At 66.7% G+C, this 23,378-nt stretch carries 21 protein-coding genes and 1 pseudogene; 12 read left to right on the forward strand and 10 right to left on the reverse strand.

Annotation, left to right across the window (positions count from 1 at the left end):
* The first annotated feature begins 124 nt into the window (after positions 1-124).
* Positions 125-1,954: an acyl-CoA dehydrogenase gene (locus ACTXG5_RS21655; protein WP_445160744.1), complete on the forward strand. Its 1,830-nt coding sequence runs from the start codon at positions 125-127 to the stop codon at positions 1,952-1,954.
* A gap of 100 nt (positions 1,955-2,054) precedes the next feature.
* On the opposite strand, the gene ACTXG5_RS21660 is transcribed toward ACTXG5_RS21655, so the two are convergent.
* Complete coding sequence (locus ACTXG5_RS21660; RefSeq protein WP_445160745.1) at positions 2,055-2,279, reverse strand: hypothetical protein; 225 nt, start codon at positions 2,277-2,279, stop codon at positions 2,055-2,057.
* A 22-nt stretch (positions 2,280-2,301) separates the two neighbouring features.
* Here ACTXG5_RS21660 and ACTXG5_RS21665 point away from each other — a divergent pair, with 22 nt between their 5' ends.
* Positions 2,302-2,817, forward strand: a complete 516-nt coding sequence (locus ACTXG5_RS21665; RefSeq protein WP_445160746.1) for a DUF5666 domain-containing protein — start codon at positions 2,302-2,304, stop codon at positions 2,815-2,817.
* Between the two features lie 18 nt (positions 2,818-2,835).
* On the opposite strand, the gene ACTXG5_RS21670 is transcribed toward ACTXG5_RS21665, so the two are convergent.
* The 7 genes and pseudogenes from ACTXG5_RS21670 to ACTXG5_RS21700 form a co-directional block, all read right to left on the reverse strand.
* Positions 2,836-3,183, reverse strand: a complete 348-nt coding sequence (locus ACTXG5_RS21670; protein WP_445160747.1) for a metal-sulfur cluster assembly factor — start codon at positions 3,181-3,183, stop codon at positions 2,836-2,838.
* Positions 3,158-3,647: pseudogene (sufU, locus tag ACTXG5_RS21675) on the reverse strand (Fe-S cluster assembly sulfur transfer protein SufU). The gene ACTXG5_RS21670 and the pseudogene sufU overlap by 26 nt, the downstream one beginning before the upstream one ends.
* Complete coding sequence (locus tag ACTXG5_RS21680) at positions 3,644-4,891, reverse strand: cysteine desulfurase (protein ID WP_445164534.1); 1,248 nt, start codon at positions 4,889-4,891, stop codon at positions 3,644-3,646. Before ACTXG5_RS21680 ends, sufU begins: the two are co-directional and overlap by 4 nt.
* Positions 4,892-4,907: 16 nt before the next feature.
* On the reverse strand, positions 4,908-5,705 hold the full coding sequence (sufC, locus tag ACTXG5_RS21685; protein WP_445160748.1) for a Fe-S cluster assembly ATPase SufC: 798 nt from the start codon (positions 5,703-5,705) through the stop codon (positions 4,908-4,910).
* Positions 5,705-6,883 (reverse strand): Fe-S cluster assembly protein SufD, encoded by a 1,179-nt coding sequence (gene sufD / locus ACTXG5_RS21690; protein ID WP_445160749.1) that lies wholly within the window; start codon positions 6,881-6,883, stop codon positions 5,705-5,707. The genes sufC and sufD overlap by 1 nt, the downstream gene beginning before the upstream one ends.
* Positions 6,884-8,338 carry a Fe-S cluster assembly protein SufB gene (gene sufB / locus ACTXG5_RS21695; RefSeq protein WP_445160750.1) on the reverse strand — a complete coding sequence of 485 codons (1,455 nt, stop codon included), beginning with the start codon at positions 8,336-8,338 and terminating at the stop codon, positions 6,884-6,886. It abuts the gene before it with no gap.
* Positions 8,339-8,395: 57 nt separating this feature from the next.
* Positions 8,396-9,172, reverse strand: a complete 777-nt coding sequence (locus tag ACTXG5_RS21700) for a helix-turn-helix transcriptional regulator (RefSeq protein WP_445160751.1) — start codon at positions 9,170-9,172, stop codon at positions 8,396-8,398.
* A gap of 82 nt (positions 9,173-9,254) precedes the next feature.
* On the opposite strand from ACTXG5_RS21700, the gene mptB reads away from it, so the two are divergent.
* From mptB to ACTXG5_RS21720, 4 genes are read left to right on the forward strand one after another with little or no spacing between them, the layout of a single operon-like run.
* Positions 9,255-10,967 (forward strand): polyprenol phosphomannose-dependent alpha 1,6 mannosyltransferase MptB, encoded by a 1,713-nt coding sequence (gene mptB, locus ACTXG5_RS21705; RefSeq protein WP_445160752.1) that lies wholly within the window; start codon positions 9,255-9,257, stop codon positions 10,965-10,967.
* Positions 10,964-11,914 carry an ABC transporter ATP-binding protein gene (locus tag ACTXG5_RS21710; RefSeq protein WP_445160753.1) on the forward strand — a complete coding sequence of 317 codons (951 nt, stop codon included), beginning with the start codon at positions 10,964-10,966 and terminating at the stop codon, positions 11,912-11,914. Before mptB ends, ACTXG5_RS21710 begins: the two co-directional genes overlap by 4 nt.
* The gene (locus ACTXG5_RS21715; protein WP_445160754.1) at positions 11,911-12,696 is read left to right on the forward strand and encodes an ABC transporter permease; all 786 of its coding nucleotides are present in this window, start codon (positions 11,911-11,913) and stop codon (positions 12,694-12,696) included. Before ACTXG5_RS21710 ends, ACTXG5_RS21715 begins: the two co-directional genes overlap by 4 nt.
* A gap of 29 nt (positions 12,697-12,725) precedes the next feature.
* On the forward strand, positions 12,726-13,700 hold the full coding sequence (locus tag ACTXG5_RS21720; protein WP_445160755.1) for a COX15/CtaA family protein: 975 nt from the start codon (positions 12,726-12,728) through the stop codon (positions 13,698-13,700).
* Here the strand turns inward: ACTXG5_RS21720 and ACTXG5_RS21725 are convergent.
* Positions 13,650-14,468 carry a hypothetical protein gene (locus ACTXG5_RS21725; RefSeq protein ID WP_445160756.1) on the reverse strand — a complete coding sequence of 273 codons (819 nt, stop codon included), beginning with the start codon at positions 14,466-14,468 and terminating at the stop codon, positions 13,650-13,652. The genes ACTXG5_RS21720 and ACTXG5_RS21725 overlap by 51 nt on opposite strands.
* A gap of 19 nt (positions 14,469-14,487) precedes the next feature.
* Between ACTXG5_RS21725 and ACTXG5_RS21730 the strand changes: the two genes are divergently transcribed.
* Entirely contained in the window at positions 14,488-15,465 is a 978-nt protein-coding gene (locus ACTXG5_RS21730; RefSeq protein WP_445160757.1) for a quinone oxidoreductase family protein, read from the forward strand.
* Between the two features lie 290 nt (positions 15,466-15,755).
* Here the strand turns inward: ACTXG5_RS21730 and ACTXG5_RS21735 are convergent, their stop codons facing one another.
* Positions 15,756-16,679, reverse strand: coding sequence for a heme o synthase (locus ACTXG5_RS21735; protein ID WP_445160758.1), 924 nt, complete (start codon positions 16,677-16,679; stop codon positions 15,756-15,758).
* A gap of 267 nt (positions 16,680-16,946) precedes the next feature.
* On the opposite strand from ACTXG5_RS21735, the gene tkt reads away from it, so the two are divergent.
* The 5 genes from tkt to pgl are packed head-to-tail and all read left to right on the forward strand — an operon-like array spanning position 16,947 to position 23,377.
* Positions 16,947-19,037 (forward strand): transketolase, encoded by a 2,091-nt coding sequence (gene tkt / locus ACTXG5_RS21740; protein ID WP_445160759.1) that lies wholly within the window; start codon positions 16,947-16,949, stop codon positions 19,035-19,037.
* 14 nt (positions 19,038-19,051) lie between these two features.
* Entirely contained in the window at positions 19,052-20,170 is a 1,119-nt protein-coding gene (gene tal / locus ACTXG5_RS21745; protein ID WP_445160760.1) for a transaldolase, read from the forward strand.
* The gene (gene zwf, locus ACTXG5_RS21750) at positions 20,167-21,711 is read left to right on the forward strand and encodes a glucose-6-phosphate dehydrogenase (protein ID WP_445160761.1); all 1,545 of its coding nucleotides are present in this window, start codon (positions 20,167-20,169) and stop codon (positions 21,709-21,711) included. Before tal ends, zwf begins: the two co-directional genes overlap by 4 nt.
* Positions 21,708-22,619 carry a glucose-6-phosphate dehydrogenase assembly protein OpcA gene (gene opcA / locus ACTXG5_RS21755; RefSeq protein ID WP_445160762.1) on the forward strand — a complete coding sequence of 304 codons (912 nt, stop codon included), beginning with the start codon at positions 21,708-21,710 and terminating at the stop codon, positions 22,617-22,619. Before zwf ends, opcA begins: the two co-directional genes overlap by 4 nt.
* The gene (pgl, locus tag ACTXG5_RS21760; protein WP_445160763.1) at positions 22,616-23,377 is read left to right on the forward strand and encodes a 6-phosphogluconolactonase; all 762 of its coding nucleotides are present in this window, start codon (positions 22,616-22,618) and stop codon (positions 23,375-23,377) included. The genes opcA and pgl overlap by 4 nt, the downstream gene beginning before the upstream one ends.
* Position 23,378 lies beyond the last annotated feature (1 nt).

The raw sequence follows: 23,378 nt of genomic DNA on the forward strand, positions 1-23,378 counted from the left end.
AGCAGCGATTGGCCAGTGCAGCGGTCTGCACCGCGATGCAGGTTACGGTTGCGTACGCTTTCGTCCCTCGGAGACACTTAGGGCTGTTGATCCGTCGCCGAACGGACCGGTCAAGGGAGATGTCTTGGGCCACTACATCGCTAACGTCCGCGATCTCGAGTTCAACATCTTCGAAGTGCTCGAGGTAGGCGCCATTCTCGGCACTGGGCAGTACAGCGAGCTCGACGCCGACACGGTGCGGACCATCTTGTCCGAGGCGGCTCGCCTGGCGGAAGGACCGGTCGCCGAATCCTTCGCGTTCGCCGACCGCAACCCGCCGGTGTTCGATCCCGAGACGCACACCATCAGCGTGGCGCCCGAGTTGGCCAAGACGGTGCAAGCCATCAAGGACGCCGAGTGGTGGCGCCTCGGCCTGGCCGAAGGCATCGGTGGCATGCCCGCACCGCCGCCACTGGCGTGGGCGGTCAACGAAATGCTCTTTTGCGCCAATCCGTCCGCGAGTTTTTTCTGCCTGGGTCCTTTTATGGCGCAAGCGCTTTACGCCGAGGGCGATGAGCAGCAGAGGCAGTGGGCGGCAGAGGGCGTCGAGCGCGGCTGGGCGGCCACCATGGTGCTCACCGAACCCGATGCGGGCTCCGACGTCGGCGCGGGACGCAGCAAGGCCATCGAACAACCCGACGGCACCTGGCACATCGAGGGCGTCAAGCGGTTCATCTCCGGAGGCGACGTAGGCGACACCGCCGATAACGTCTGGCACCTCGTGCTGGCCCGCCCGGAGGGCGCCGGCCCGGGTACCAAGGGGCTGAGCCTGTTCTATGTGCCCAACTACCTCTTCGATCCGGACACGTTCGAACTCGGTCCGCGCAATGGGGTTTACGTCACGGGGCTGGAACACAAAATGGGTATCAAGTCCTCCCCGACGTGTGAGCTGACGTTCGGCGCCACCGATGTGCCCGCGGTGGGCTATCTGGTCGGCGGCGTGCACAACGGGATCGCGCAGATGTTCACCGTGATCGAGCACGCGCGCATGACGATCGGCGTCAAGGCCGCCGGCACGCTGTCCACCGGCTACCTCAACGCGCTGGCCTATGCCAAGGAGCGGGTGCAGGGTGCCGATCTGACCCAGATGACCGATAAGACCGCGCCGCGGGTCACGATCATCCACCACCCCGATGTGCGCCGCAGCCTGATGACCCAGAAGGCCTACGCCGAAGGGCTGCGGGCGCTCTACATGTACGCCGCGGCACATCAGGATGACGCTCTCGCACAACATATTTCGGGTGCGGATCACGATATGGCGCACCGTGTCGACGATCTGCTGTTACCCATCGTCAAAGGAGTGAGCTCCGAACGGGCTTACGAAATCCTGACCGAGTCGTTGCAGACGCTGGGTGGCTCGGGCTTCCTGCAGGACTACCCGCTGGAGCAGTACATCCGCGATTCCAAGATCGATTCCCTGTACGAGGGCACCACGGCAATCCAGGCCCTGGACTTCTTCTTCCGCAAGATCGTCCGCGACCACGGCCAGGCCCTGCAGTTCGTGACAGCTCAGATCAGTGACACCATCGATAACTGCGACGAGGCCCTGAAAGCGCAAGCGCAGCAGCTGCAAACCGCCCTCGACGAGGTCATGGCGATGACGGGCGCGTTGACCGGTTACCTGATGTCGGCCCCCCAGCACCCCACCGAGATTTACAAAGTGGGACTTGGTTCGGTCAGATATCTGCTCGCGGTCGGCGACCTGCTGATCGGCTGGCGATTGCTGGTGCAGGCCGCGATTGCGCATGCGGCGCTGGCCGGCAATCCCGGCAAGGCCGATGCGGCGTTCTATCAGGGCAAGATCGCGACGTCGGCGTTCTTCGCCAAGAACATGCTGCCGAGACTGACCGCGGTGCGGCGCGTGATCGAGTCCATCGACGATGACATCATGCGCATCTCCGAAGACGCGTTCTGACATGCGGATTGGATGCGCACAGGTCAGCCACAGGTCCATCCGGTAGACCCGTTCGTTGGGAACATCCCACGATTGGAGAAACGTTGATGTCTGCCAGCTCTCAAACGTCTCGGCTTACCCAATTCGCGATGCTTGCGCTCACCGGAGTCACCGCGGTTTCCGTCGCGGCGTGTGGTTCGTCGAACAATTCAGGCCCCACCACAGCACCGAGCACCACGAGTTCTGCGGCGGCACCGGCAACGTCGTCGACGTCGCCACCCGCCACCGGCCAGGCCCGGGTCAGTGGACTGATCGCATCGGTGTCGGGGAACACTGCCACGGTCACGCAGGAAAAGGGCAATGCCGCCGTGGCTTTCACGCCGTCGACGACGGTCACCGAGGTCACTGCGGCCGCGCTGACTGACGTCACCACGGGCAATTGCGTCACCGTGCGGCCCGCTCGTGAATCTGCGCCCGGCCAGCCGCTCACCGCGAGATCCGTGCGCGTCAGCCCGGCCGTCGACGGCAAATGCCCGCAGGGCAGGGAAGCCGCACCGGGTGGCTCAACAACTCCCGCGCCGTCCGGTGCACCGGCCAAGCGAGCGCCAGTGCAGGGCGCGGTCGCGTCCGTCGCGGGTAACACCATCACCGTCACCAGCACCGACGCCAGCGGAGCCACGTCGCAGACACCGGTGACCGTCACCGACCAGACCCGCTACACCAAGCAGGCCGGCGCCAACACTCAAGCGATCGCGCAAGGCAAATGCCTGACGGCACAAGGAAGTCAGGACGGCAGCGGCACGCTGCAGGCGACGACCATCGACCTGCGACCCGCCCGCGACGGCAAATGCATGGGCAAAAAGCCTGCGGGCCACGGCGGGTGACCGCGGGCCCGCAACCGGTTAGACGGTGAAGCCGAGGGCGCGCAGCTGTTCGCGCCCGTCCTCGGTGATCTTGTCCGGGCCCCACGGCGGGTTCCACACCCAGTTGATCCGAATGTCGTTGACCAGGCCGCTGCCGACCAAAGCGCTGCGCGACTGGTCTTCGATCACATCGGTCAGGGGGCAGGCCGCCGAGGTCAGCGTCATGTCGATCAGCGCGACCTTTCCGTCGTCGCCCTGTTCGATGTTCAGGCCGTAGACCAGTCCCAGATCCACGACGTTGATCCCCAGCTCGGGGTCGACGACGTCACGCATCGCCTCTTCGAGGTCGAACAGTGTCTCGTCATCGGGTGCGCTGGTTTCGCTCATCGTTGGTCCTCCTCGCAGGCATGGCTCGCTTGGGCCAGTGCGTCTTTGAAAGCCAACCAACCCAGCAGGGCGCATTTCACCCGGGCCGGGTACTTGGCCACTCCGGCGAACGCTATTCCGTCCCCCAGTACATCCTCATCGCCCTCGACGGTTCCCCGCGACGACACCATTTCGGTAAACGCCGTGATGGTCTTCAGCGCCTCCCCCACGCTCTGACCGATCACCTGCTGGGTGAGCACCGAGGTGGCCGCCTGGCTGATCGAACAGCCCTGCCCGTCGTAGGAAACGTCGGTGACGCTCTCGCCGTCGTCGGACAGCGTCACCCGCAGCGTGATCTCATCGCCGCAGATCGGGTTGACGTGATAGACCTGCGCGCCGAACGGCTCCCGCAGCCCGCGGTGCTGCGGGTGCTTATAGTGATCGAGGATCACTTCCTGATACATCTGCTCTAGACGCAAGGTCATTCTCTCCCAAAGAATTCCAACGCCCGCCGCACGCCGGCCACCAGTCGGTCGACCTCGTCGGCGGTGTTGTACACCGCGAATGAAGCGCGCGCGGTGGCAGCCACACCGAAGCGGCGGTGCAGCGGCAACGCGCAGTGGTGCCCGACCCGTACGGCGACGGCATCGTCGTCGAGAACCTGGCTGACGTCATGCGCGTGCACGCCGTCAACGACGAATGCGACTGGCGAGCCCCGGTTTTCCATCGACGTCGGCCCGATAATGCGCACGGCATCGATACCGGACAGGCCCTCGATCGCCGCGGCAACCAACGCGCGCTCGTGGGCTTCGACGGCATCCATGCCGATGGCGCTCAGATAACGTGCGGCCGCGGCCAAGCCGACCACCTGGGAGGTCATCGGAGTACCGGCCTCGAACCGCTGCGGGGGCGCGGCGTACGTCGTGGCTTCCATCGTGACCGTCTCGATCATCGAACCACCGGTGAGGAACGGCGGCAGCGCTGCCAGCAACTCGCGACGACCGTAGAGCACCCCGATTCCGTTGGGGCCCAACATCTTGTGGCCGGAGAAGGCGCCGAAGTCGACGTCGAGGGCGTGGAAGTCGACCGGCTCGTGCGGCACGGACTGGCAGGCGTCCAGCACGGTCAGCGCGCCCACGGCCTTGGCCCGGGCGACCAGCTCGCCCACCGGCGCCACGGCGCCGGTCACGTTCGAGTGATGGCTGAACGCAACAACTTTGACGCGCTCGTCGAGTTGCAACGAGTCCAGGTCGATACGTCCGTCGTCGGTCACGCCGTACCAGCGCAACGTCGCTCCGGTCCGCCGGGCTAGTTCTTGCCACGGGACCAGGTTGGCGTGGTGCTCGAGCTCGGTGGTGACGATGACGTCGCCTTCACCGACGGCCCGATCGAATCGCTTGTCGCCGAGCGCGTACGACACCAGGTTGAGCGATTCGGTGGCATTCTTGGTGAAGACCAGCTCTTCGGTGTCGGCACCGACGAACGCCGCGATGTCGGCCCTGCCCTGCTCGTAGGCGTCGGTAGCTTCTTCCATCAACTGGTGCGCACCGCGGTGCACGGCGCCGTTGGACGTCAACAGGAATTCTCGTTCGGCGTCCAGCACCTGTAGCGGCCGCTGCGACGTCGCACCGGAATCCAGGTACGCCAACTGATTTCCGCCTCGCATCACTCGCTTCAGGATGGGGAAATCAGCACGGATAGCCGTGAGATCCAGAGCGGTAGACGCCATATCAGACCGAGTCATGTCAGGCCTCCGCGGCCGCCGCCTGGTGGGCGTCCGATCCGCTTGCGGGGGAAAAGCGCTCGTAGCCATGCTCTTCAAGTTGGTCGGCCAGTTCGGGGCCGCCGGCCTCGACGATGCGACCGCCGACGAACACGTGCACGAACTGCGGCTGGATGTAGCGCAGGATTCGGGTGTAGTGCGTGATCAACAGGACCCCGCCGTGCTCTGTTTCGGCGTAGCGGTTCACTCCCTCGCTGACCACCCGCAGCGCATCGACGTCCAGCCCGGAGTCGGTCTCGTCGAGGATCGCGATCTTGGGCTTGAGCAGCGACAGCTGCAGGATCTCGTGGCGCTTCTTCTCACCGCCGGAAAAGCCTTCGTTCACACTGCGTTCGGAGAACGCTGGATCGATGTCGAGATCGGACATCGCGCCTTTGACTTCCTTGATCCAATGCCGCAGCTTCGGCGCCTCACCGCGCACGGCCGTGGCCGCGGTGCGCAGGAAGTTCGACATCGACACCCCGGGCACCTCGATCGGGTATTGCATGGCGAGGAACAAGCCGGCGCGGGCGCGTTCGTCGACACTCATCGCCAGCACGTCCTCGCCGTCCAGCGTGATCGAGCCGGACGTCACCTCGTACTTCGGATGCCCGGCGATCGCATAGGACAGGGTTGACTTGCCGGACCCATTCGGGCCCATCAGCGCGTGCGTCTCCCCTGACTTCACCGTGAGATCGACACCCTTGAGGATCGCGACGGGGTCGGTCTCGTTGGTGCGCGCGATGCTGACGTGTAGGTCCTTGATTTCGAGCGTGGTCATCAGTTCTTGATTCCTTCGGTCATCTCAAGTTCGTGTTCGATAGCCTCGGTGAGCCGGTCACGCACGGCAGGTACGGCGATCTTCTGGATGATCTCGCCGAAGAAGCCACGCACGATCAGTCTGCGGGCCTGGACTTCCGGGATACCGCGAGCCTGCAGGTAGAACAGTTGCTCGTCGTCGAATCGCCCGGTGGCACTTGCGTGTCCGGCGCCGACGATCTCGCCCGTCTCGATCTCGAGGTTGGGCACCGAATCGGCGCGGGCACCGTCGGTGAGCACCAGATTGCGGTTCGCCTCATACGTATCGGTGCCGGTCGCCTCCGCGCGGATCAGCACGTCGCCCACCCAGACGGTGTGCGCGTCGGGACGATTCGAGTCCGGATCGGCTTGCAGCGCACCCTTGTACAACACGTCCGAGCGGCAGTTGGGGTACGCGTGGTCGACGAGTAACCGGGATTCGAAGTGCTGGCCGTCGTCGGCGAAGTAGGTGCCGAGCAGTTGAGCGTCGCCGCCGGGCGCGGTGAACCGCACCGTCGTCGACGTCCGGACCAGGTCGCCCCCGAGCGTCACGTTGACATGGCCGAGCACCGAATCCTTGCCCAGCCGTGCGTGATGCGCACTGACGTGGACCGTGTCGTCGGCCCAGTCGGCGAGCCAGATCACCCCGAGGGCTGCGGAGTCGCCGACGATGATCTCGAGGTTGTCGGCGTACGTCCCGCTGCCGCGCAGGTCGACGACGACGATCGCCCGGGCGAGTTCTTCGACGCGGATCTGGAGATGCCCGTAGGCGACCGCGCCCTCGCCGGGCCCGGTGACGGCGATCTCGATGGGCTTGGCGACCTCGGTGTCGCGCGCCACGGTCACCACCGTCGCAGAGTTGAACGACGAGAATGCCTGGGCCGCAACACGGTCGGTGGGTATGCCGCCCTGACCCAGCCGCTCGTCGCCGCGGCGCACGGTTTCGGTCTGCACGCCGGGCTGCTCGCTGACGGTGATCTTGGCGGTCCCAGTGGCTGGCGCCGAGCCGTCGTGTAGGCCGCGCAACCGCCGCAGCGGGGTGAACCGCCAGATCTCGTCGCGGCCGTGCGGAACCTCGAAGGCGTCGACGTCGAACGAACTGAACAGCTCGCCTTTGTTCTTGATGATCCCCTCGACGGCCCCTGTTAGATCCTGAGTCACTTAACCGACCGCGCCTTCCATCTGAAGCTCGATCAGCCGGTTGAGCTCCAGCGCATACTCCATCGGCAGTTCCTTGGCGATCGGCTCGACGAAGCCGCGCACGACCATCGCCATCGCCTCGTCCTCGGTCATACCGCGGCTCATCAGGTAGAACAGCTGGTCCTCGCTGACCTTCGACACGGTGGCCTCGTGGCCCATCGTGACGTCGTCCTCGCGGATGTCCACGTATGGGTAGGTATCGCTGCGGCTGATCGAATCGACAAGCAGCGCATCACATTTCACGCTGGACCGCGACCCGTGGGCACCCTTGTTGATCTGCACCAGGCCGCGGTAGGACGCGCGGCCGCCGCCGCGTGCCACCGACTTGGAGATGATGTTGCTCGACGTGTTGGGCGCCAGGTGCAGCATCTTGGCGCCGGTGTCCTGGTGCTGGCCGGCACCGGCGAACGCCACCGACAGCACCTCGCCCTTGGCGTACTCACCGGTCATCCAGACCGCCGGGTACTTCATGGTCACCTTCGACCCGATGTTGCCGTCGACCCATTCCATGGTGGCGCCGGCCTCGGCGCGGGCGCGCTTGGTGACCAGGTTGTAGACGTTGTTCGACCAGTTCTGGATGGTCGTGTAACGGCAACGGCCACCGGGCTTCACGATGATCTCGACCACCGCGGAGTGCAACGAGTCGGACTTGTAAATCGGTGCGGTACAGCCCTCGACGTAGTGCACGTAGGCGCCCTCGTCGACGATGATCAGCGTGCGCTCGAACTGGCCCATGTTTTCGGTGTTGATCCGGAAGTAGGCCTGCAGCGGAATATCGACATGCACACCCGGCGGCACGTAGATGAACGAGCCACCGCTCCACACCGCGGTGTTCAGTGCCGAGAACTTGTTGTCCCCGGCCGGAATCACGGTGCCGAAGTACTGCTGGAAGATCTCCGGATGCTCTTTCAGGGCGGTGTCGGTGTCCAGGAAGATCACGCCCAGCTTCTCCAGGTCCTCACGGATGGAGTGGTAGACGACCTCCGACTCGTACTGCGCGGCGACACCGGAGACCAGCCGCTGCTTCTCCGCCTCCGGGATGCCCAGCCTGTCGTAGGTGTTCTTGATGTCGGCGGGCAGATCGTCCCAGGTCGCGGCCTGCTTCTCGCTGGAGCGCACGAAGTACTTGATGTTGTCGAAGTGAATGCCGTCGAGGTTGGAGCCCCAGCTCGGCATGGGCTTCTTGTCGAAGATCCGCAGCGCCTTGAGTCGGGTCGCCAGCATCCACTCGGGCTCGCTCTTCTTCGCGGAGATGTCGCGGACCACCGCCTCGGACAGCCCGCGCTGCGCACTGGCGCCCGCTACGTCGGAGTCCGACCAGCCGTAGCCGTACTTGCCCAGCGATGCGATCGTCTGCTCCTGCGTCAACGGCGCAGGAGGGACAGAACTCTTGGTTGCCTCTGGCGTGAGAGTCATACGGACGCTCCTTTGGTGTTCGTACGGTGCTGGCGCGGGCTGGGCGCCGGCTTGGTGCTAGGTCTTGCTTACCGCCTTGCTCGCTAGCTGAGCGAGCGGCACGTGGGTGGTACAGGCGCAGTCGCCGTTGACGATGGTCGCCAACCGCTGGACGTGGGTGCCGAGGACCTCGGCCATGGCTTCCCGCTCAGCTTCGCACAGCTCCGGGAACTCCTCGGCGACATGCGATACCGGGCAGTGGTGCTGGCAGATCTGCACGCCGTGCAGCGGTGGGCCCACCCGGGTGGTGCTGGCGACGTAGCCGGCTTTGGTCAGCGCGCCGGCCACCCGTTCGGCGGCCGCCTCGACGTCGACGTCGTCGGAGCTGTCGGCGGGGCGCACACCGGCCAGGATTGTGTCGATGCGGCTGCGGGCGAACGTCTGCACCGCGCCCTGGCCGCCGATTTCGCGCAGTTGGCGCATGGCCGCGGCCGCCAGGTCGTCGTAGGCGTGGTCGAGCTTGGCCCGGCCGGCGGACGTCAACCGGAAGCGTTTCGCGGGACGACCGCGTCCGGCCTGCTGCCAGGCCGCGGCTGCCGCCGACTCCGCGTCGCCCGCTTCGATCAGCGCGTCGAGATGACGGCGCACGCCGGCGGCCGCCAGGCCCAGCCGGTCACAGATCTCACTGACGGTGATCGATCCGGATTCCAGCAGCAGCCGCACGATGGCGCGGCGTGTGTGACCATCCGACATGCCAGCAGGCGCGGCCGCGTCGAGTGCAGGCGCGGCAGCGGCCTCGTTGGTTCGGATTTTCACAACACCAGTGTGACGCAATTCCGGAAATCGGTCTAGCAAGGGTGCCCTGAGTAGCGGGTTTGTGCCGAGCCCACGGCGAGCAGTGGGCTGCCACTTCGCGCCATGCCGCTACGCTGCACTGATGCCAGTGCGCCACCATACGCTGAGCTCGTCGATCGCCAGCTTGCACGGCGACGAGCAAGCCGTCGGCTCACCGCTGAATGAGACGGAACTCACCGCACTTCAGCGCACCCGCCTGTTCGGCGCCACCGGCACCGTCCTGATGGCGATCGGCGCCCTGGGCGCCGGGGCCCGGCCCGTCGTCCAGGACCCCACGTTCGGGGTCCGGCTGTTGAACCTGCCGTCCCGGATCCAGACGGTGTCGTTGACCATGACCACGGTCGGGGCGGTCATGATGGCGCTCGCCTGGCTGATGCTGGGCCGATTCGCGATGGGCAAGCGGCAGATGTCGCGCGGCGACCTGGATCGCACCCTGCTGCTGTGGATGCTGCCGCTGCTGATCGCGCCGCCGATGTACAGCAAGGACGTCTACTCCTACCTGGCTCAGAGCCAGATCTCGCTAGAAGGCCTGGACCCCTACAAGGTCGGTCCCGCATCCGGGCTCGGGCTCGGCCATGTGTTCACCCTTTCGGTGCCCAGCGTGTGGCGAGAGACGCCGGCCCCCTACGGTCCGTTGTTCTTGTGGATCGGGCGCGGCATCTCGGCCCTGACCGGCGAGAACATCGTCGCCGCGGTGCTCTGCCACCGCTTGGTGGTGCTGGCCGGGGTCGCGATGATCGTGTGGGCCACCCCGCGGCTGGCCCGGCGCTGTGGCGTCGCCGAGGTCAGCGCGTTGTGGCTGGGCGCCGCCAATCCGCTGCTGCTCATGCATCTGGTCGCGGGCATCCACAACGAGGCGCTGATGCTCGGGTTGATGCTCATCGGAGCCGAATTCGCCCTGCGCGGAATCGATTCGCCGCGCCTGCGGCCCACCTCGTGGCGCCGGATCGGCCCCGATTGGGAGCCGTTGGGCATGCTGTTGGCCGGTTCCATCCTGATCACGCTGTCCTCGCAGGTGAAGCTGCCGTCGCTGTTGGCGCTGGGATTCGTCACGATGGCGCTGGCCTACCGCCTCGGCGGCAACCTGCGGGCGCTGCTGCTGGCCGCCAGCGGCATGGGGACATTGTCGCTGGCGGTGATGGGCCTGGTGGGCTGGGCGAGCGGGCTCGGGTTCGGCTGGGTCTTCACCCTCGGTACCGCCAACGTCGTGCGCAGCTGGATGTCGCCGCCGACGCTGCTGGCCCTGGCGACCGGGCAGGTAGGGATTCTGCTGGGCCTGGGCGATCACACCACCGCCGTGCTGGCGCTGACCCGTTTTATCGGCGTGATGATCATCATGGTGCTGGTCACCTGGCTGCTGCTGGCCGTGTTCCGCGGGCGGCTGCACCCGATCGGGGGCCTCGGCGTCGCACTGGGCATCTGCGTGCTGCTGTTTCCCGTCGTGCAGCCCTGGTATCTGCTGTGGGCGATCATTCCGCTGGCCTGCTGGGCGACCCGCACCGGTTTCCGCGAGACGGTAATCGTGATCACCCTCGTCGTCGGCATCTTCGGCCCGACGGCCAACGGCGACCGGTTCGCGCTATTCCAGATCCTGGATGCCACCCTGGCCAGCGCCGCCGCGATGGCCGTGCTGGTGGCGTTGACGTACACCCGCCTGCCGTGGCGGCCGCTGCAGTCCACCCCGACCGGGGAAGCGAACGGCCAAGCCGCCGGGGTGCCCGGGGCCGAGGCGCCCTCGACCCCAGAGACCCCGCGGCCGACGTCGGCACCCGACGCCTACGCTGACTCGACGTGAGTTCGGGCCCTCGAGTCCCCCAAGCCCCCGAAACAGTGGTGCGGCTGCGCGGGGTGAGTAAGCAGTACGGGTCAACGACAGCTGTTTCCAATCTCGATCTGGAAGTGCGCGCCGCCGAGGTGCTGGCCCTGCTGGGCCCCAACGGCGCCGGCAAGACGACGACGGTCGAGATGTGCGAGGGCTTCGTCCGCCCGGACGCCGGCACGATCGAGGTGCTCGGCCTGGACCCGATCGCCGACAACGCCAGGCTGCGCGCGCGCATCGGAGTGATGCTGCAGGGCGGCGGCGGCTATCCGGCGGCACGCGCCGGGGAAATGCTCAACCTGGTGGCCTCCTACGCCGCCGACCCGCTGGACCCGCAGTGGCTGCTGGCCACCTTGGGCCTGACCGACGCGGCCCGCACCACCTACCGGCGCCTGTCCGGCGGCCAGCAGCAACGGCTTGCGCTGGCCTGCGCGCTGGTCGGACGTCCCGAGCTGGTGTTCCTCGACGAGCCCACCGCCGGCATGGACGCGCATGCCCGGCTGCTGGTGTGGGAACTGATCGACGCGCTGCGCCGCGACGGTGTGACGGTGGTGCTCACCACCCACCAACTCAAGGAGGCCGAGGAGCTCGCCGATCGGCTGGTGATCATCGACCACGGTGTGACGGTGGCCGCGGGCACACCGACGGAGCTGACGCGCTCCGGCGCAAAAGACCAGGTGCGGTTCTCCGCCCCGCCGCGACTTGACTTGTCGCTCTTGGCTTCTGCTCTGCCGGAGGACTACAAGGCCACCGAGGTGACGCCCGGCGAGTACCTGGTCGAGGGCCCGGTCGACCCGCAGGTGCTGGCGACCGTCACGGCGTGGTGCGCCCAGATCGATGTGCTGGCCACCGATATGCGCGTCGAGCAACGCAGCCTCGAAGACGTGTTCCTGGAGCTCACCGGCAGGAAGTTGCGACCGTGACCGACACCAACGCCGCGCTGTTTCCCGCGGGCACCTTCACCCCCGACCCGCGCCCCAATGCGGTGCCGAAAATGCTTGCCGCCCAGTTCGGCCTGGAGCTGAAGCTGCTGCTGCGCAACGGCGAACAACTGCTGCTGACGATGTTCATCCCGATCACCCTGCTGGTCGGACTCACCCTGCTGCCGTTGGGCTCGTTCGGCCAGAACCGCGCGGCGACGTTCGTGCCGGTCATCATGGCCCTGGCGGTGATCTCGACGGCGTTCACCGGGCAGGCGATCGCCGTGGCGTTCGACCGGCGATACGGTGCGCTCAAACGGCTGGGGGCAACCCCGCTGCCGGTCTGGGGAATCATCGCCGGCAAGTCGCTGGCGGTGATCTGCACTGTGTTTCTACAGTCAATCATCCTGGGCGCCATCGGTTTTGCGGTCGGCTGGCGGCCGGCCCCGGCGGCCCTGGTGCTGGGCGCGGCCGTGATCGCGCTGGGCACCGTGACCTTCGCCGCCCTGGGCCTGCTCCTCGGCGGCACGTTGCGCGCCGAGATCGTCCTCGCGGTCGCCAACCTGATGTGGTTCGTCTTCGCCGGGCTGGGCGCGCTGACCCTCGAGACGAACATGATCCCGACGGCGGCCAGGTGGGCGGCCCGGCTCACCCCGTCCGGCGCGCTGACCGAGGCGCTGTCACAGGCGATGACACTGTCGGTCGACTGGTTCGGCGTCGTCGTGCTGGCGGTGTGGGGCGCGGTGGCCGCACTTGCCGCGCTGCGCTGGTTCCGCTTCACCTGAGGGTCCCGTACTACAAGCCGTAGTTTTCGTTGGCCTACGATCGGGCGGTGCCCGTCGGACGAGTGCTAGCGCGGTTGGTGGACCTGCTCCCCGAGCCCAGCCTGCGCGTCCAGCGGATCATTGCCGCGACCGTGATCGTTTCCCAGGGCGGTATCGCCGTCACCGGATCGATCGTGCGCGTCACCGCGTCGGGATTGGGTTGCCCCACCTGGCCACAGTGTTTCCCGGGCAGCTTCGTCCCGGTCGCCGTCGCCGAAGTACCGCGGGTGCACCAGGCCGTCGAGTTCGGCAACCGGATGTTCAGCATCGCGGTGGTGATCACCGCGGCGCTGGCCGTGCTGGCGGTGTACCGGGCCCGCCGCCGGGCCGAGGTGCTGACGTATGCGTGGCTGATGCCGGTGTCGACGGTGATGCAGGCGGTGATCGGCGGCATCACGGTGCGCACCGGGCTGCTGTGGTGGACGGTGGCCATCCACCTGCTGGTGTCGATGACGATGGTGTGGTTGTCGGTGCTGCTCTACGTCAAGGTCGGCGAGCCGGATGACGGCGTGGTTCACCAGCGGGTGGCCAGGCCGCTGCGCCTGCTCACCGCGCTGACCGGGGTGAACCTGGCGGTGCTGCTGGTGGCCGGCACGCTGGTGACCGCCGCCGGCCCGCACGCGGGAGACCGCAGCCCGAGCAGGACGGTGCCGCGGCTGCAGATCGAGATCACCACGCTGGTGCACATGCACTCGTCGCTGCTCGTCGCCTATCTCGCGCTGCTGATCGGGCTGGGCTTCGGGCTGCTGGCCGTCGGTGCCCCGCGGGCGATCATGCTGCGGCTGGGCGTGCTGGTGGCCCTGGTGTGCGCGCAAGCCGCCGTCGGCACCACGCAGTACTTCACCGGCGTCCCCGCCGCCCTGGTCGCCGTCCATGTCGCCGGCGCCGCGGCGTGCACGGCCGCGACGGCGGCGCTATGGGCGTCGATGCGAGAACGGGCCAAGCCCGAGCCGCTCGCAGGCTGACTCCACGGCCAGCGCGAACTCGCGCTGGGCCAGGTCGCGAGTGCCGGCGTCGAGCCGCCGCCAGCCCAGCGACGGGTCCACCAGCTGCAGCTCCAGCAACTTCGAACCGTTTAAATGTGCTCGCGCGTAAAGCAATTCGCTTGCCCCGATGTCCAGTTGGTCCGCCACGGCGGCCAGCGCGGCGGCTCCGACATCCCAGAGTTCGAAGTCCGGCTCGGGCGGGAACGCGTGCGAGGGCTTGCCGGCGAGGAAGACCAGCGCCGTCTCGGGCCCCGAAGCGGGTTGCACCCACGCGCCCCGGCTCAGCTCGGCCGCACAATCCGCGGCCGCAGACCGGTCACTGAACCGCCGGGTGCCGGTGCCGATGAGCGGGCTGACGAACACGTCGTCGCGGCGGGGTAATTGAATCCGTTCGCCCGGGGCGAAGGCCTCGCCCGGCACCGTCGGCACTCCACGGGCCGACAGGTCGAGCAGATAGCGCCGGTCGGCATTCCATGCGACAACGTTCGTTGCATTCAGCAGATTCTTGACGCGATTGGACCACGCCAGAAACTCCTCCAGCCGCCCGGCGTAGTCGTGCGTGGCGCGCAGGATCACCAGATCCGCGTGGGCGGTATCGGGGTTATCCCAGGACAGCCAGCGGGCATGCAGACCGCGCTGGCGCAGCGCCGCGACCAACCCCGCGTCGTCGCCGGCACCGGTGCCATGTTGCGGATTACCGGCCAGCACGATGCGGGGATGGAAGACGTCCGGTCGGGCAAGCTTCATGCCCGGGCATGATATCCACATGCACGCAATCGAAGTCAGTGAAACCGGCGGACCCGAGGTCCTGCGTTATGTCGACACCTCAGAACCCAAGCCGGACCACGGTGAGCTACTGATCAAGGCCGAGGCCATCGGAGTCAACTTCATTGATACCTATTTCCGATCGGGCCAATACCCCCGCGAGGTGCCGTTCGTCCTCGGTTCCGAGGTGTCTGGCACCGTCGCCGCCCTGGGCGAGGGGGCCGGCGACCGGTTCAGCGTCGGCGACCGCGTGGCGTCCGCGGCGGCCTCCGGCGCCTACGCCGAATTCGCCACCGCGCCAGCACATTTGACCGCTAAGGTACCGGACGGCGTCAGCTCCGAGGTGGCGGCCGCGGTACTGCTGAAAGGCCTGACCGCGCACTACCTGCTGAAATCGGTGTATCCCGTGCAAGCCGGTGACGCGGTGCTGGTGCACGCCGGCGCGGGTGGCGTCGGGTTGATCCTGACGCAGTGGGCGCACCTGCTCGGTGCCCGGGTCATCACCACCGTCTCGACGTCCGAAAAGGCTCAGCTGTCCAAGAAGGCCGGCGCCGACGAAGTGCTCTCCTACCCCGACGACGCCGCAGAATTCGGCCAGCAGATTCGTGAGCTCACCAAAGGTGTCGGCGTGGCGGCGGTCTACGACGGCGTCGGCGCCACCACGTTCGACGCCAGCCTGGCCAGCCTGGCCGTCCGCGGGACCCTGGCGCTGTTCGGGGCGGCCAGCGGACCCGTGCCGCCGGTGGATCCGCAGCGGCTCAACGCCGCGGGCTCGGTGTTCCTGACCCGGCCCACGCTGGCCCACTTCATGCGCACCAGCCAGGAATTCAGCTGGCGCTCCGAGGAATTGTTCGACGCGGTCAGCGGCGGGGCGATCAGCATCGAAGTCGGCGGACGCTACCCGTTGGCCGACGCGGCCCGCGCCCATCAGGACCTGCAGGACCGCAAGACCGTCGGCTCGATTGTGCTACTGCCGTAAGTGAATTCAAGCAAATGTTGTTGTCCCAAATGACCGGGTCGGGCCTGGGCGGTGCCCGCGGCTAAGCCGAAACCGGACAACGCCAGACCGCCCCGACAGCAGCGCCCCGCTACTGATCCCAACAAGCACCGACGCACGCGACCGTCAGGTCACAGAAACCACACCGGCCTCAAGCGGACAAGGACCCGGCTGTTTCAGAAAGCGATATCGGATGCGCTATCGCTTTTGGCAACCGCATGGCGACGCGTTCGGCGGTGCTGAAGTGGCGGATGTGATTGACGCCGACGTCGCTACAGCAGGGTCGGCAGGGCGATCACCGAGTCGACCGCCAACGCGCAGCACACCACGGCGAGATAGTTGTTCGATTGCAGGAACAGCCGCAACGGCTTGACCGGCTCGCCGGCGCGGACCCCGGCGTACAACTGATGGGCCATCGCCAGGAACCAGACCCCGGCCAGCAGGGCCACCGCCGCATAGAGCCAGCCGGCGGCCAGCGCCAGCACCATGGTCGCCAGCACGGTCAGCCAGGTGTAGATCAGGATCTGCTTGGTGACCTGACGCTCGGTCGCCACAGCGGGCAGCATGGGGACGCCGGCCGCTTTGTAGTCGTCCTTGTACCGCATCGCCAACGCCCAGGTGTGCGGCGGCGTCCAGAAGAAAATGATCGCGAACATCGCCAACGCGGGCCAGCCGATGGTGCCGGTAACAGCCGACCAACCGATCATCACCGGCATACAGCCCGCCGCACCGCCCCACACGACGTTTTGCGAGGTGCGGCGTTTGAGCAGCAGCGTGTAGACGAACACGTAGAACGCGATGGTGGCGATGGCCAGCAGCCCCGACAGCAGGTTTGTCGTCCACCAGAGCCAGAAGAACGAGCCCACGGTGAGCAGCAGCCCAAGCACCAGGGCGTTTCGCGTCGGCACCGCGGCCCGCGCCAATGGCCGGCGCGCGGTCCGCTTCATCAACTTGTCGATGTCGGCGTCGGCCACACAGTTGAGCGTGTTGGCCCCGCCGGCTGCCAACATCCCGCCGATCAGCGTGTTGAGGATCAGCAGCGGATTCACGTGTCCGCGGTCAGCCAGCAGCATCGCGGGTATCGCCGTGACCAGCAGCAGTTCGATGACCCGCGGCTTTGTCAGCGCCAGGTAAGCCAGCACCGTGCCGCGTATTCGGCTCGGCGCCCTAACTCCTGTGCGCCCGCGAACGCTCACGCAGTAACTCCTCGGGGTCGCAGCAGGGCGCAGCATCTACTACGCACGATGGTAGACCGCGTTGCGAGCGCGGCCCGCCTCCAGGGTCTATTCACACAGAATTTCCCGATGGCGGCCTTGATCGCAAGGTCCAAGACTCCTCGGCGTCATACCCGCGCGGAGGCGCCTGGGATTGCCCGGAATCCCGCACTGCAAACGCCGCCGCTCGCGCACTAGGGTGAGGATTGATCAGCGCATGAATTACGGCCACCCCAAGGACTGACGTCTGTGACCACACTCGAAGAGATCTCCACCCTCACCCAGCCCCGCCACCCCGACGACTGGACGGACACCGACTCGACCGCAGTCGACACCGTGCGGGTGTTGGCCGCCGATGCGGTGCAAAAGGTCGGCAATGGCCACCCCGGGACGGCGATGAGCCTGGCCCCGTTGGCCTACACCCTGTTCCAGCGCGCGATGACCCACGATCCCGGCGATCCGCACTGGTTGGGCCGCGACCGGTTCGTGCTGTCTTGTGGCCACAGCAGCCTGACCCTGTACCTGCAGCTTTATCTCGGCGGGTTCGGCCTCGAACTCTCCGACATCGAGTCGCTGCGCACCTGGGGGTCCAAGACCCCCGGGCATCCCGAGTTCCGGCACACCAAGGGTGTTGAGATCACCACCGGGCCGCTGGGCCAGGGCCTGGCGTCCGCGGTCGGCATGGCGATGGCGGCGCGCTACGAGCGCGGCCTGTTCGACCCCGACGCGGCGCCCGACGAAAGCCCGTTTGACCACCACATCTATGTGATCGCCTCCGACGGGGACATCGAGGAGGGTGTCACCTCCGAGGCGTCATCGCTGGCGGCCGTCCAGCAGCTCGGCAACCTGATCGTGTTCTACGACCACAACCAGATCTCGATCGAGGACGACACCGACATCGCGCTGTGCGAAGACACCGCCGCGCGCTACCGCGCCTACGGCTGGCACGTGCAAGAGGTGGAAGGCGGCGAGAACGTCGTCGGCATCGAGGAAGCCATCGCCGCCGCGAAATCTGTCACCGACAAGCCGTCGTTCATCGCGCTGCGCACCATCATCGGCTACCCGGCACCGAAATTGATGAACACCGGCAAGGCGCACGGATCGGCCCTCGGCGACGAAGAGGTGGCCGCCACCAAGAAGATTCTCGGCTTCGACCCCGACAAGACCTTCGAGGTGCGCGACGACGTCATCGCCCACACCCGCAAGCTGGTGGATCGGGGCAAGGAAGCGCACGAGAAGTGGCAGCCGGGGTTCGACGCCTGGGCGCAACGCGAACCCGAACGCAAGGCACTGCTGGACCGATTGACCGCGCAGGAACTACCCGAGGGCTGGGATGCCGATATCCCCCACTGGGAACCCGGCTCCAAAGAGCTGGCCACCCGGGCCGCGTCGGGCAAGGTGCTTTCCGCGCTGGCGTCGAAACTCCCCGAGTTGTGGGGCGGCTCGGCCGACCTGGCCGGCAGCAACAACACCACCATGGATGGCGTCAAATCATTTGGGCCGCCGTCGATTACGACCAAGGACTACACCGCCGACTGGTATGGCCGCACCCTGCACTTCGGAATTCGCGAACACGCAATGGGGGCCATCCTGTCCGGCATCGTGCTGCACGGGCCGACCCGGGCCTACGGCGGCACGTTCCTGCAGTTCTCCGACTACATGCGCCCGGCGGTGCGGCTTGCCTCACTGATGGACATCGACACCATCTACGTGTGGACCCACGACTCGATCGGCTTGGGTGAGGACGGTCCCACCCACCAACCCATCGAGCACCTCGCGGCGCTGCGGGCCATCCCGGAACTGTCGGTGGTGCGCCCGGGCGATGCGAACGAAACCGCCTACGCCTGGCGCACGATCTTGGCGCGCGGCAACGGCAGCGGACCGGTCGGGTTGATCCTGACCCGCCAGGGTTTGCCGGTGCTGGAAGGCACCAACGTCGAAGGCGTCGCCCGCGGTGGGTATGTGCTGAGTGACGAAGCCGACGACGAGCCCGACGTCGTCCTGATCGCCACCGGCTCCGAGGTCCAGCTCGCGGTAGAAGCCGCAAAGCTGTTGGCGGACAAGGATATCATCGCGAGGGTCGTGTCGATGCCGTGCGTGGAATGGTTTGAGTCCCAGCCGGCGGAGTACCGCGACAGCGTGTTGCCGCCGTCGGTCTCGGCCCGCGTGGCCGTCGAGGCGGGGATCGCGCAATCGTGGCACAAACTGGTCGGTGACACCGGCAAGATCGTTTCGATTGAGCACTACGGCGAATCCGCCGATGCCAAGACGTTGTTCCGCGAGTTCGGCTTCACCGCGGAGGCCGTCGCCGCCGCCGCGGAAGAAGTAGTCGATAACTAACAAAGGATATTTTCATGACTCAGAACGCCAATCTCGCCGCGCTGAGTGACGCGGGCGTGTCCGTCTGGCTTGACGACTTGTCGCGGGACCGGCTGAAGTCCGGCAACCTGCAGCAGCTGATCGACACCAAGAGTGTCGTCGGCGTGACCACCAACCCGTCCATCTTCCAGAAGGCTTTTGCCGACGGTGACTCCTACGACGCCCAGATCGCCGAGCTGGCCGAACGCGGCGCCGACGTGGATGCCACCATCCGTACCGTCACCACCGACGACGTGCGCACCGCGTGCGATGTGCTGAAGCCGCAGTGGGAGGCCTCCGACGGGATCGACGGCCGGGTGTCCATCGAGGTCGACCCGCGACTGGCAGGTGAAACCGACAAGACCTCCGCGCAGGCCATCGAGCTGTGGAAGATCGTCGACCGACCGAACCTGCTGATCAAGATCCCGGCCACCAAGGCCGGCCTGCCGGCCATCACCGCCACTCTGGCCGAAGGGATTTCGGTCAACGTCACGTTGATCTTCTCGGTCGAGCGGCATCGCGAGGTGATGGACGCCTATCTGGCCGGGCTGGAGAAGGCCCGCGAGGCCGGGCATGACCTGTCCAAGATCCATTCGGTCGCATCGTTTTTCGTGTCCCGGGTGGACACCGAGATCGACAAGCGGCTGGAGAAGATCGGTTCCGCGGATGCGTTGGCTTTGCGCGGCCAGGCCGGTGTGGCCAACGCGCGGCTGGCCTATGCCGCCTACCAGGAAGTGTTCGACGACGGCGATCGTTTCCAGGCACTCAAGGCCGACGGGGCCCGCGTCCAGCGCCCGCTGTGGGCGTCCACCGGTGTCAAGAACCCTGACTACTCGGACACTCTTTACGTCACCGAGCTGGTTGCGCCCTTCACCGTGAACACCATGCCGGAGAAGACGATGGACGCCGTCGCCGACCATGGCGTGGTCACCGGCAACACGGTCAGCGGCACCGCGACGGTCGCCCAAGGCGTGTTCGACAAGCTGTCGGCGATCGGCGTCGACTTGACCGATGTGTTCGTGGTTCTGGAGAACGAAGGCGTGCAGAAATTCGTCGAGTCGTGGACCGAGCTGCTCACGGAGACACAGAAGCAACTGGGTTCCGCCGACAAATGAGCCCGCGCGTTACCGGCGCGCAGTGGAGTAATCCGCTGCGGGACAAAGACGATAAGCGGCTGCCCCGAATCGCGGGCCCGTGCGCGCTGGTGCTGTTCGGTGTCACCGGTGACCTGGCGCACAAAAAAGTGGTGCCGGCCATCTACGACCTGGCCAACCGCGGTTTGCTGGCGCCCAACTTCTCGCTGGTGGGCTTCGCCCGGCGCGACTGGGATCACGACGCCTTCGCCCAGGTCATCCACGACGACGTCAAGGGACACTGCCGCACTCCGTTTCGCCAAGCGGTATGGGAACGGCTGGCCGATGGATTGCGTTTCGTCCAAGGCGAATTCGACGACGACGCCGCGTTCGCCCGGCTGGCCGAAACGCTGGAAAAGCTCGACGCCGAGCGCGGTATCGGCGGCAATCACGCCTTTTACCTGGCGATCCCGCCCAAGTCGTTCCCGGTGGTGTGCGAACAACTGCACAAGTCCGGGTTGGCCCGGCCGCAGGAGGACAGGTGGAGCCGGGTCGTCATCGAGAAGCCGTTCGGCCACGACCTGGACAGTGCCCGCGAGCTCAACCACGTGGTGAACTCAGTCTTCCCCGAGGAGTCGGTGTTCCGCATCGACCACTATCTGGGCAAGGAGACGGTGCAGAACATCCTGGCGCTGCGGTTCGCCAACCAATTCTGGGACCCGATCTGGAACGCGCACTACGTCGACCACGTTCAGATCACCATGGCCGAAGACATCGGACTGGGCGGGCGGGCCGGCTACTACGACGGCATTGGCGCGGCCCGCGATGTCATCCAGAACCACCTGATGCAGCTTTTGGCGCTGACCGCGATGGAAGAGCCGGTCAGCTTCAATCCGTCTGCGTTGCAGGCCGAGAAGATCAAAGTGCTGTCGGCGACCCGGCTGGCGCAGCCGCTCGACGAGACCAGTAGCCGCGGCCAGTACGCGGCCGGCTGGCAGGGCGGCGAAGAGGTCGTCGGCCTGCTCGACGAGGAGGGCTTCGCCAAGGACTCCGTGACCGAGACGTTCGCCGCCATCTCCCTGGAGGTTGATACCCGCCGCTGGGCCGGTGTGCCGTTCTATCTCCGAACCGGAAAACGACTGGGCCGCAGGGTGACCGAGATCGCACTGGTCTTCAAGCGCGCGCCCCATCTGCCATTCGACGCCACCATGACCGACGAACTCGGCAGCAACGCCCTGGTCATCCGGGTCCAGCCCGACGAGGGAATTACCCTGCGGTTCGGCTCGAAGGTCCCGGACAGCGCGATGGAAGTCCGCGATGTCAACATGGACTTCTCCTACGGCTCGGCGTTCGTAGAGGACTCGCCGGAGGCCTACGAACGGTTGATCCTGGACGTGCTGCTGGGCGAGCCATCCCTGTTCCCGGTGAACGCGGAGGTTGAATTGGCTTGGGAGATACTCGATCCCGTCCTCGACCATTGGGCGACCCACGGCAAGCCCGACCCCTATGAGTCGGGCACCTGGGGGCCCGCCTCGGCCTTCGCGATGTTGCACCGCACCGACCGGGAATGGCGGCGACCATGATTGTCGAGTTGCTGGACACCACCACCACCGCGGTCAACAAGAAGCTGGACGCGCTGCGCGAAGAGGCCGGCGTCGTCACGATGGGCCGAGTGGGAACGCTGATCATCAAGACCGACCACGACATCCTGCTCGAAGAATCGATCGAGGCGGCCAACGCCGCCACGCACGAACACCCGAGCCGGGTCATCGTGGTCGCATCCGGCAACGCCGACTCCACCGAGTCCCGGCTGGATGCCCAGGTCCGGCTCGGTAGCGATGCCGGCGGCGGGGAGGTCGTGGTGCTACGGCTCTCCGGGCCGCTGGCCGATCACGCGGAAAGCGTTGTCACCCCCTTCCTGCTTCCCGACATCCCGGTGCTGGCCTGGTGGCCGTGCGCGGCCCCGGACGTGCCCGCACAAGACCCGGTGGGCAAGCTGGCAATTCGGCGTATCACGGATGCGACCAATGGCGCGGATCCACTGGGAGCGATCAAGGGCCGGCTTTCCGGCTACACCGCCGGTGACACGGATCTGTCCTGGGCCCGGATCACCTACTGGCGGGCGCTGCTCGTCTCCGCGGTCGACCAGAAGCCGCACGAGCCGATCCAATCGGCGCTGGTTTCCGGGTTGCGCGACGAACCCGCCCTGGACGTGCTGGCGGGCTGGCTGGCCAGCTGCATCGACGGGCCGGTGCGCCGGGTCGTCGGCGAGCTCAAGGTCGAGCTGGAACGCAAATCCGAGACCATCACGCTGAGCCGGCCGCAGGAGGGCACGACGGCCACGCTGAGCCGGACCGGGCGCCCGGACGCGTTAGTTCCCTTGGCGCGCAGGGAAACCCGCGACTGTCTGGCCGAAGACATGCGGCGGTTGGATGCCGATGACATCTACTTCGCCGCGCTCGAAGGAATCGATAAGGTGCAGTACGCATGAGCAACGTCGTCGAGATCTTCCCGGACAGCGAAACCCTGGTCGAGGCGGCGGGCCGCCGCCTGGTCGACACCATCGCGTCCGCCGTGACGGCACGGGGACGCGCCCTGATCGTGCTGACCGGCGGCGGGAACGGGATCGGGTTGTTGAAATATCTGCGCGCCCACGGCGAGCAGATCGACTGGTCGAAGGTTCACCTGTTCTGGGGCGACGAGCGCTACGTTCCCGAGGACGACGACGAGCGAAACGAGAAGCAGGCGCGGGAGGCATTGCTCGATCACATCGACATTCCGTCGAGCAATGTGCACCCGATGGCCGCCAGCGATGGCGAATTCGGCAGCGATCTCGCCGCCGCGGCGCTGGCCTACGAACAACTGTTGGCGGCCAATGCCGAACCCGGCCAGCAGGTACCGAGTTTCGATGTCCACCTGCTGGGCATGGGCCCCGAGGGTCACATCAACTCGCTGTTCCCCGACACCGCGGCGGTGCTGGAGACCACCCGCATGGTGGTGTCCGTCGACGACTCCCCCAAACCGCCGCCGCAGCGGATCACTTTGACACTGCCGGCGATCCGGCGTTCCCGCGAGGTGTGGCTGCTGGTCGCCGGGGCGGCCAAGGGCGACGCGGCCGCCGCTGCCATCGGTGGCGCCGAGCCGGTTTCGATTCCGGCCGCGGGGGCCGTCGGGCTCGAGACGACGCTCTGGCTGCTCGATGCGGAGGCCGCCGCCAAGCTTCCCGCCGGGCCCGGACAGTCGGACTAGC

Source organism: Mycobacterium sp. Dal123C01 (genome assembly GCF_052566995.1).

What these genes read in the sequence shown, in the direction of transcription:
- ACTXG5_RS21680 (WP_445164534.1), bottom strand. Translation starts at nt 4,891, where the DNA reads ATGGCGTCTACCGCTCTGGATCTCACGGCTATCCGTGCTGATTTCCCC.
- pgl (WP_445160763.1), top strand. Translation starts at nt 22,616, where the DNA reads ATGAGCAACGTCGTCGAGATCTTCCCGGACAGCGAAACCCTGGTCGAG.
- ACTXG5_RS21725 (WP_445160756.1), bottom strand. Translation starts at nt 14,468, where the DNA reads ATGAAGCTTGCCCGACCGGACGTCTTCCATCCCCGCATCGTGCTGGCC.
- sufC (WP_445160748.1), bottom strand. Translation starts at nt 5,705, where the DNA reads ATGACCACGCTCGAAATCAAGGACCTACACGTCAGCATCGCGCGCACC.
- ACTXG5_RS21730 (WP_445160757.1), top strand. Translation starts at nt 14,488, where the DNA reads ATGCACGCAATCGAAGTCAGTGAAACCGGCGGACCCGAGGTCCTGCGT.
- zwf (WP_445160761.1), top strand. Translation starts at nt 20,167, where the DNA reads ATGAGCCCGCGCGTTACCGGCGCGCAGTGGAGTAATCCGCTGCGGGAC.
- opcA (WP_445160762.1), top strand. Translation starts at nt 21,708, where the DNA reads ATGATTGTCGAGTTGCTGGACACCACCACCACCGCGGTCAACAAGAAG.
- sufB (WP_445160750.1), bottom strand. Translation starts at nt 8,338, where the DNA reads ATGACTCTCACGCCAGAGGCAACCAAGAGTTCTGTCCCTCCTGCGCCG.
- ACTXG5_RS21670 (WP_445160747.1), bottom strand. Translation starts at nt 3,183, where the DNA reads ATGAGCGAAACCAGCGCACCCGATGACGAGACACTGTTCGACCTCGAA.
- mptB (WP_445160752.1), top strand. Translation starts at nt 9,255, where the DNA reads ATGCCAGTGCGCCACCATACGCTGAGCTCGTCGATCGCCAGCTTGCAC.
- tal (WP_445160760.1), top strand. Translation starts at nt 19,052, where the DNA reads ATGACTCAGAACGCCAATCTCGCCGCGCTGAGTGACGCGGGCGTGTCC.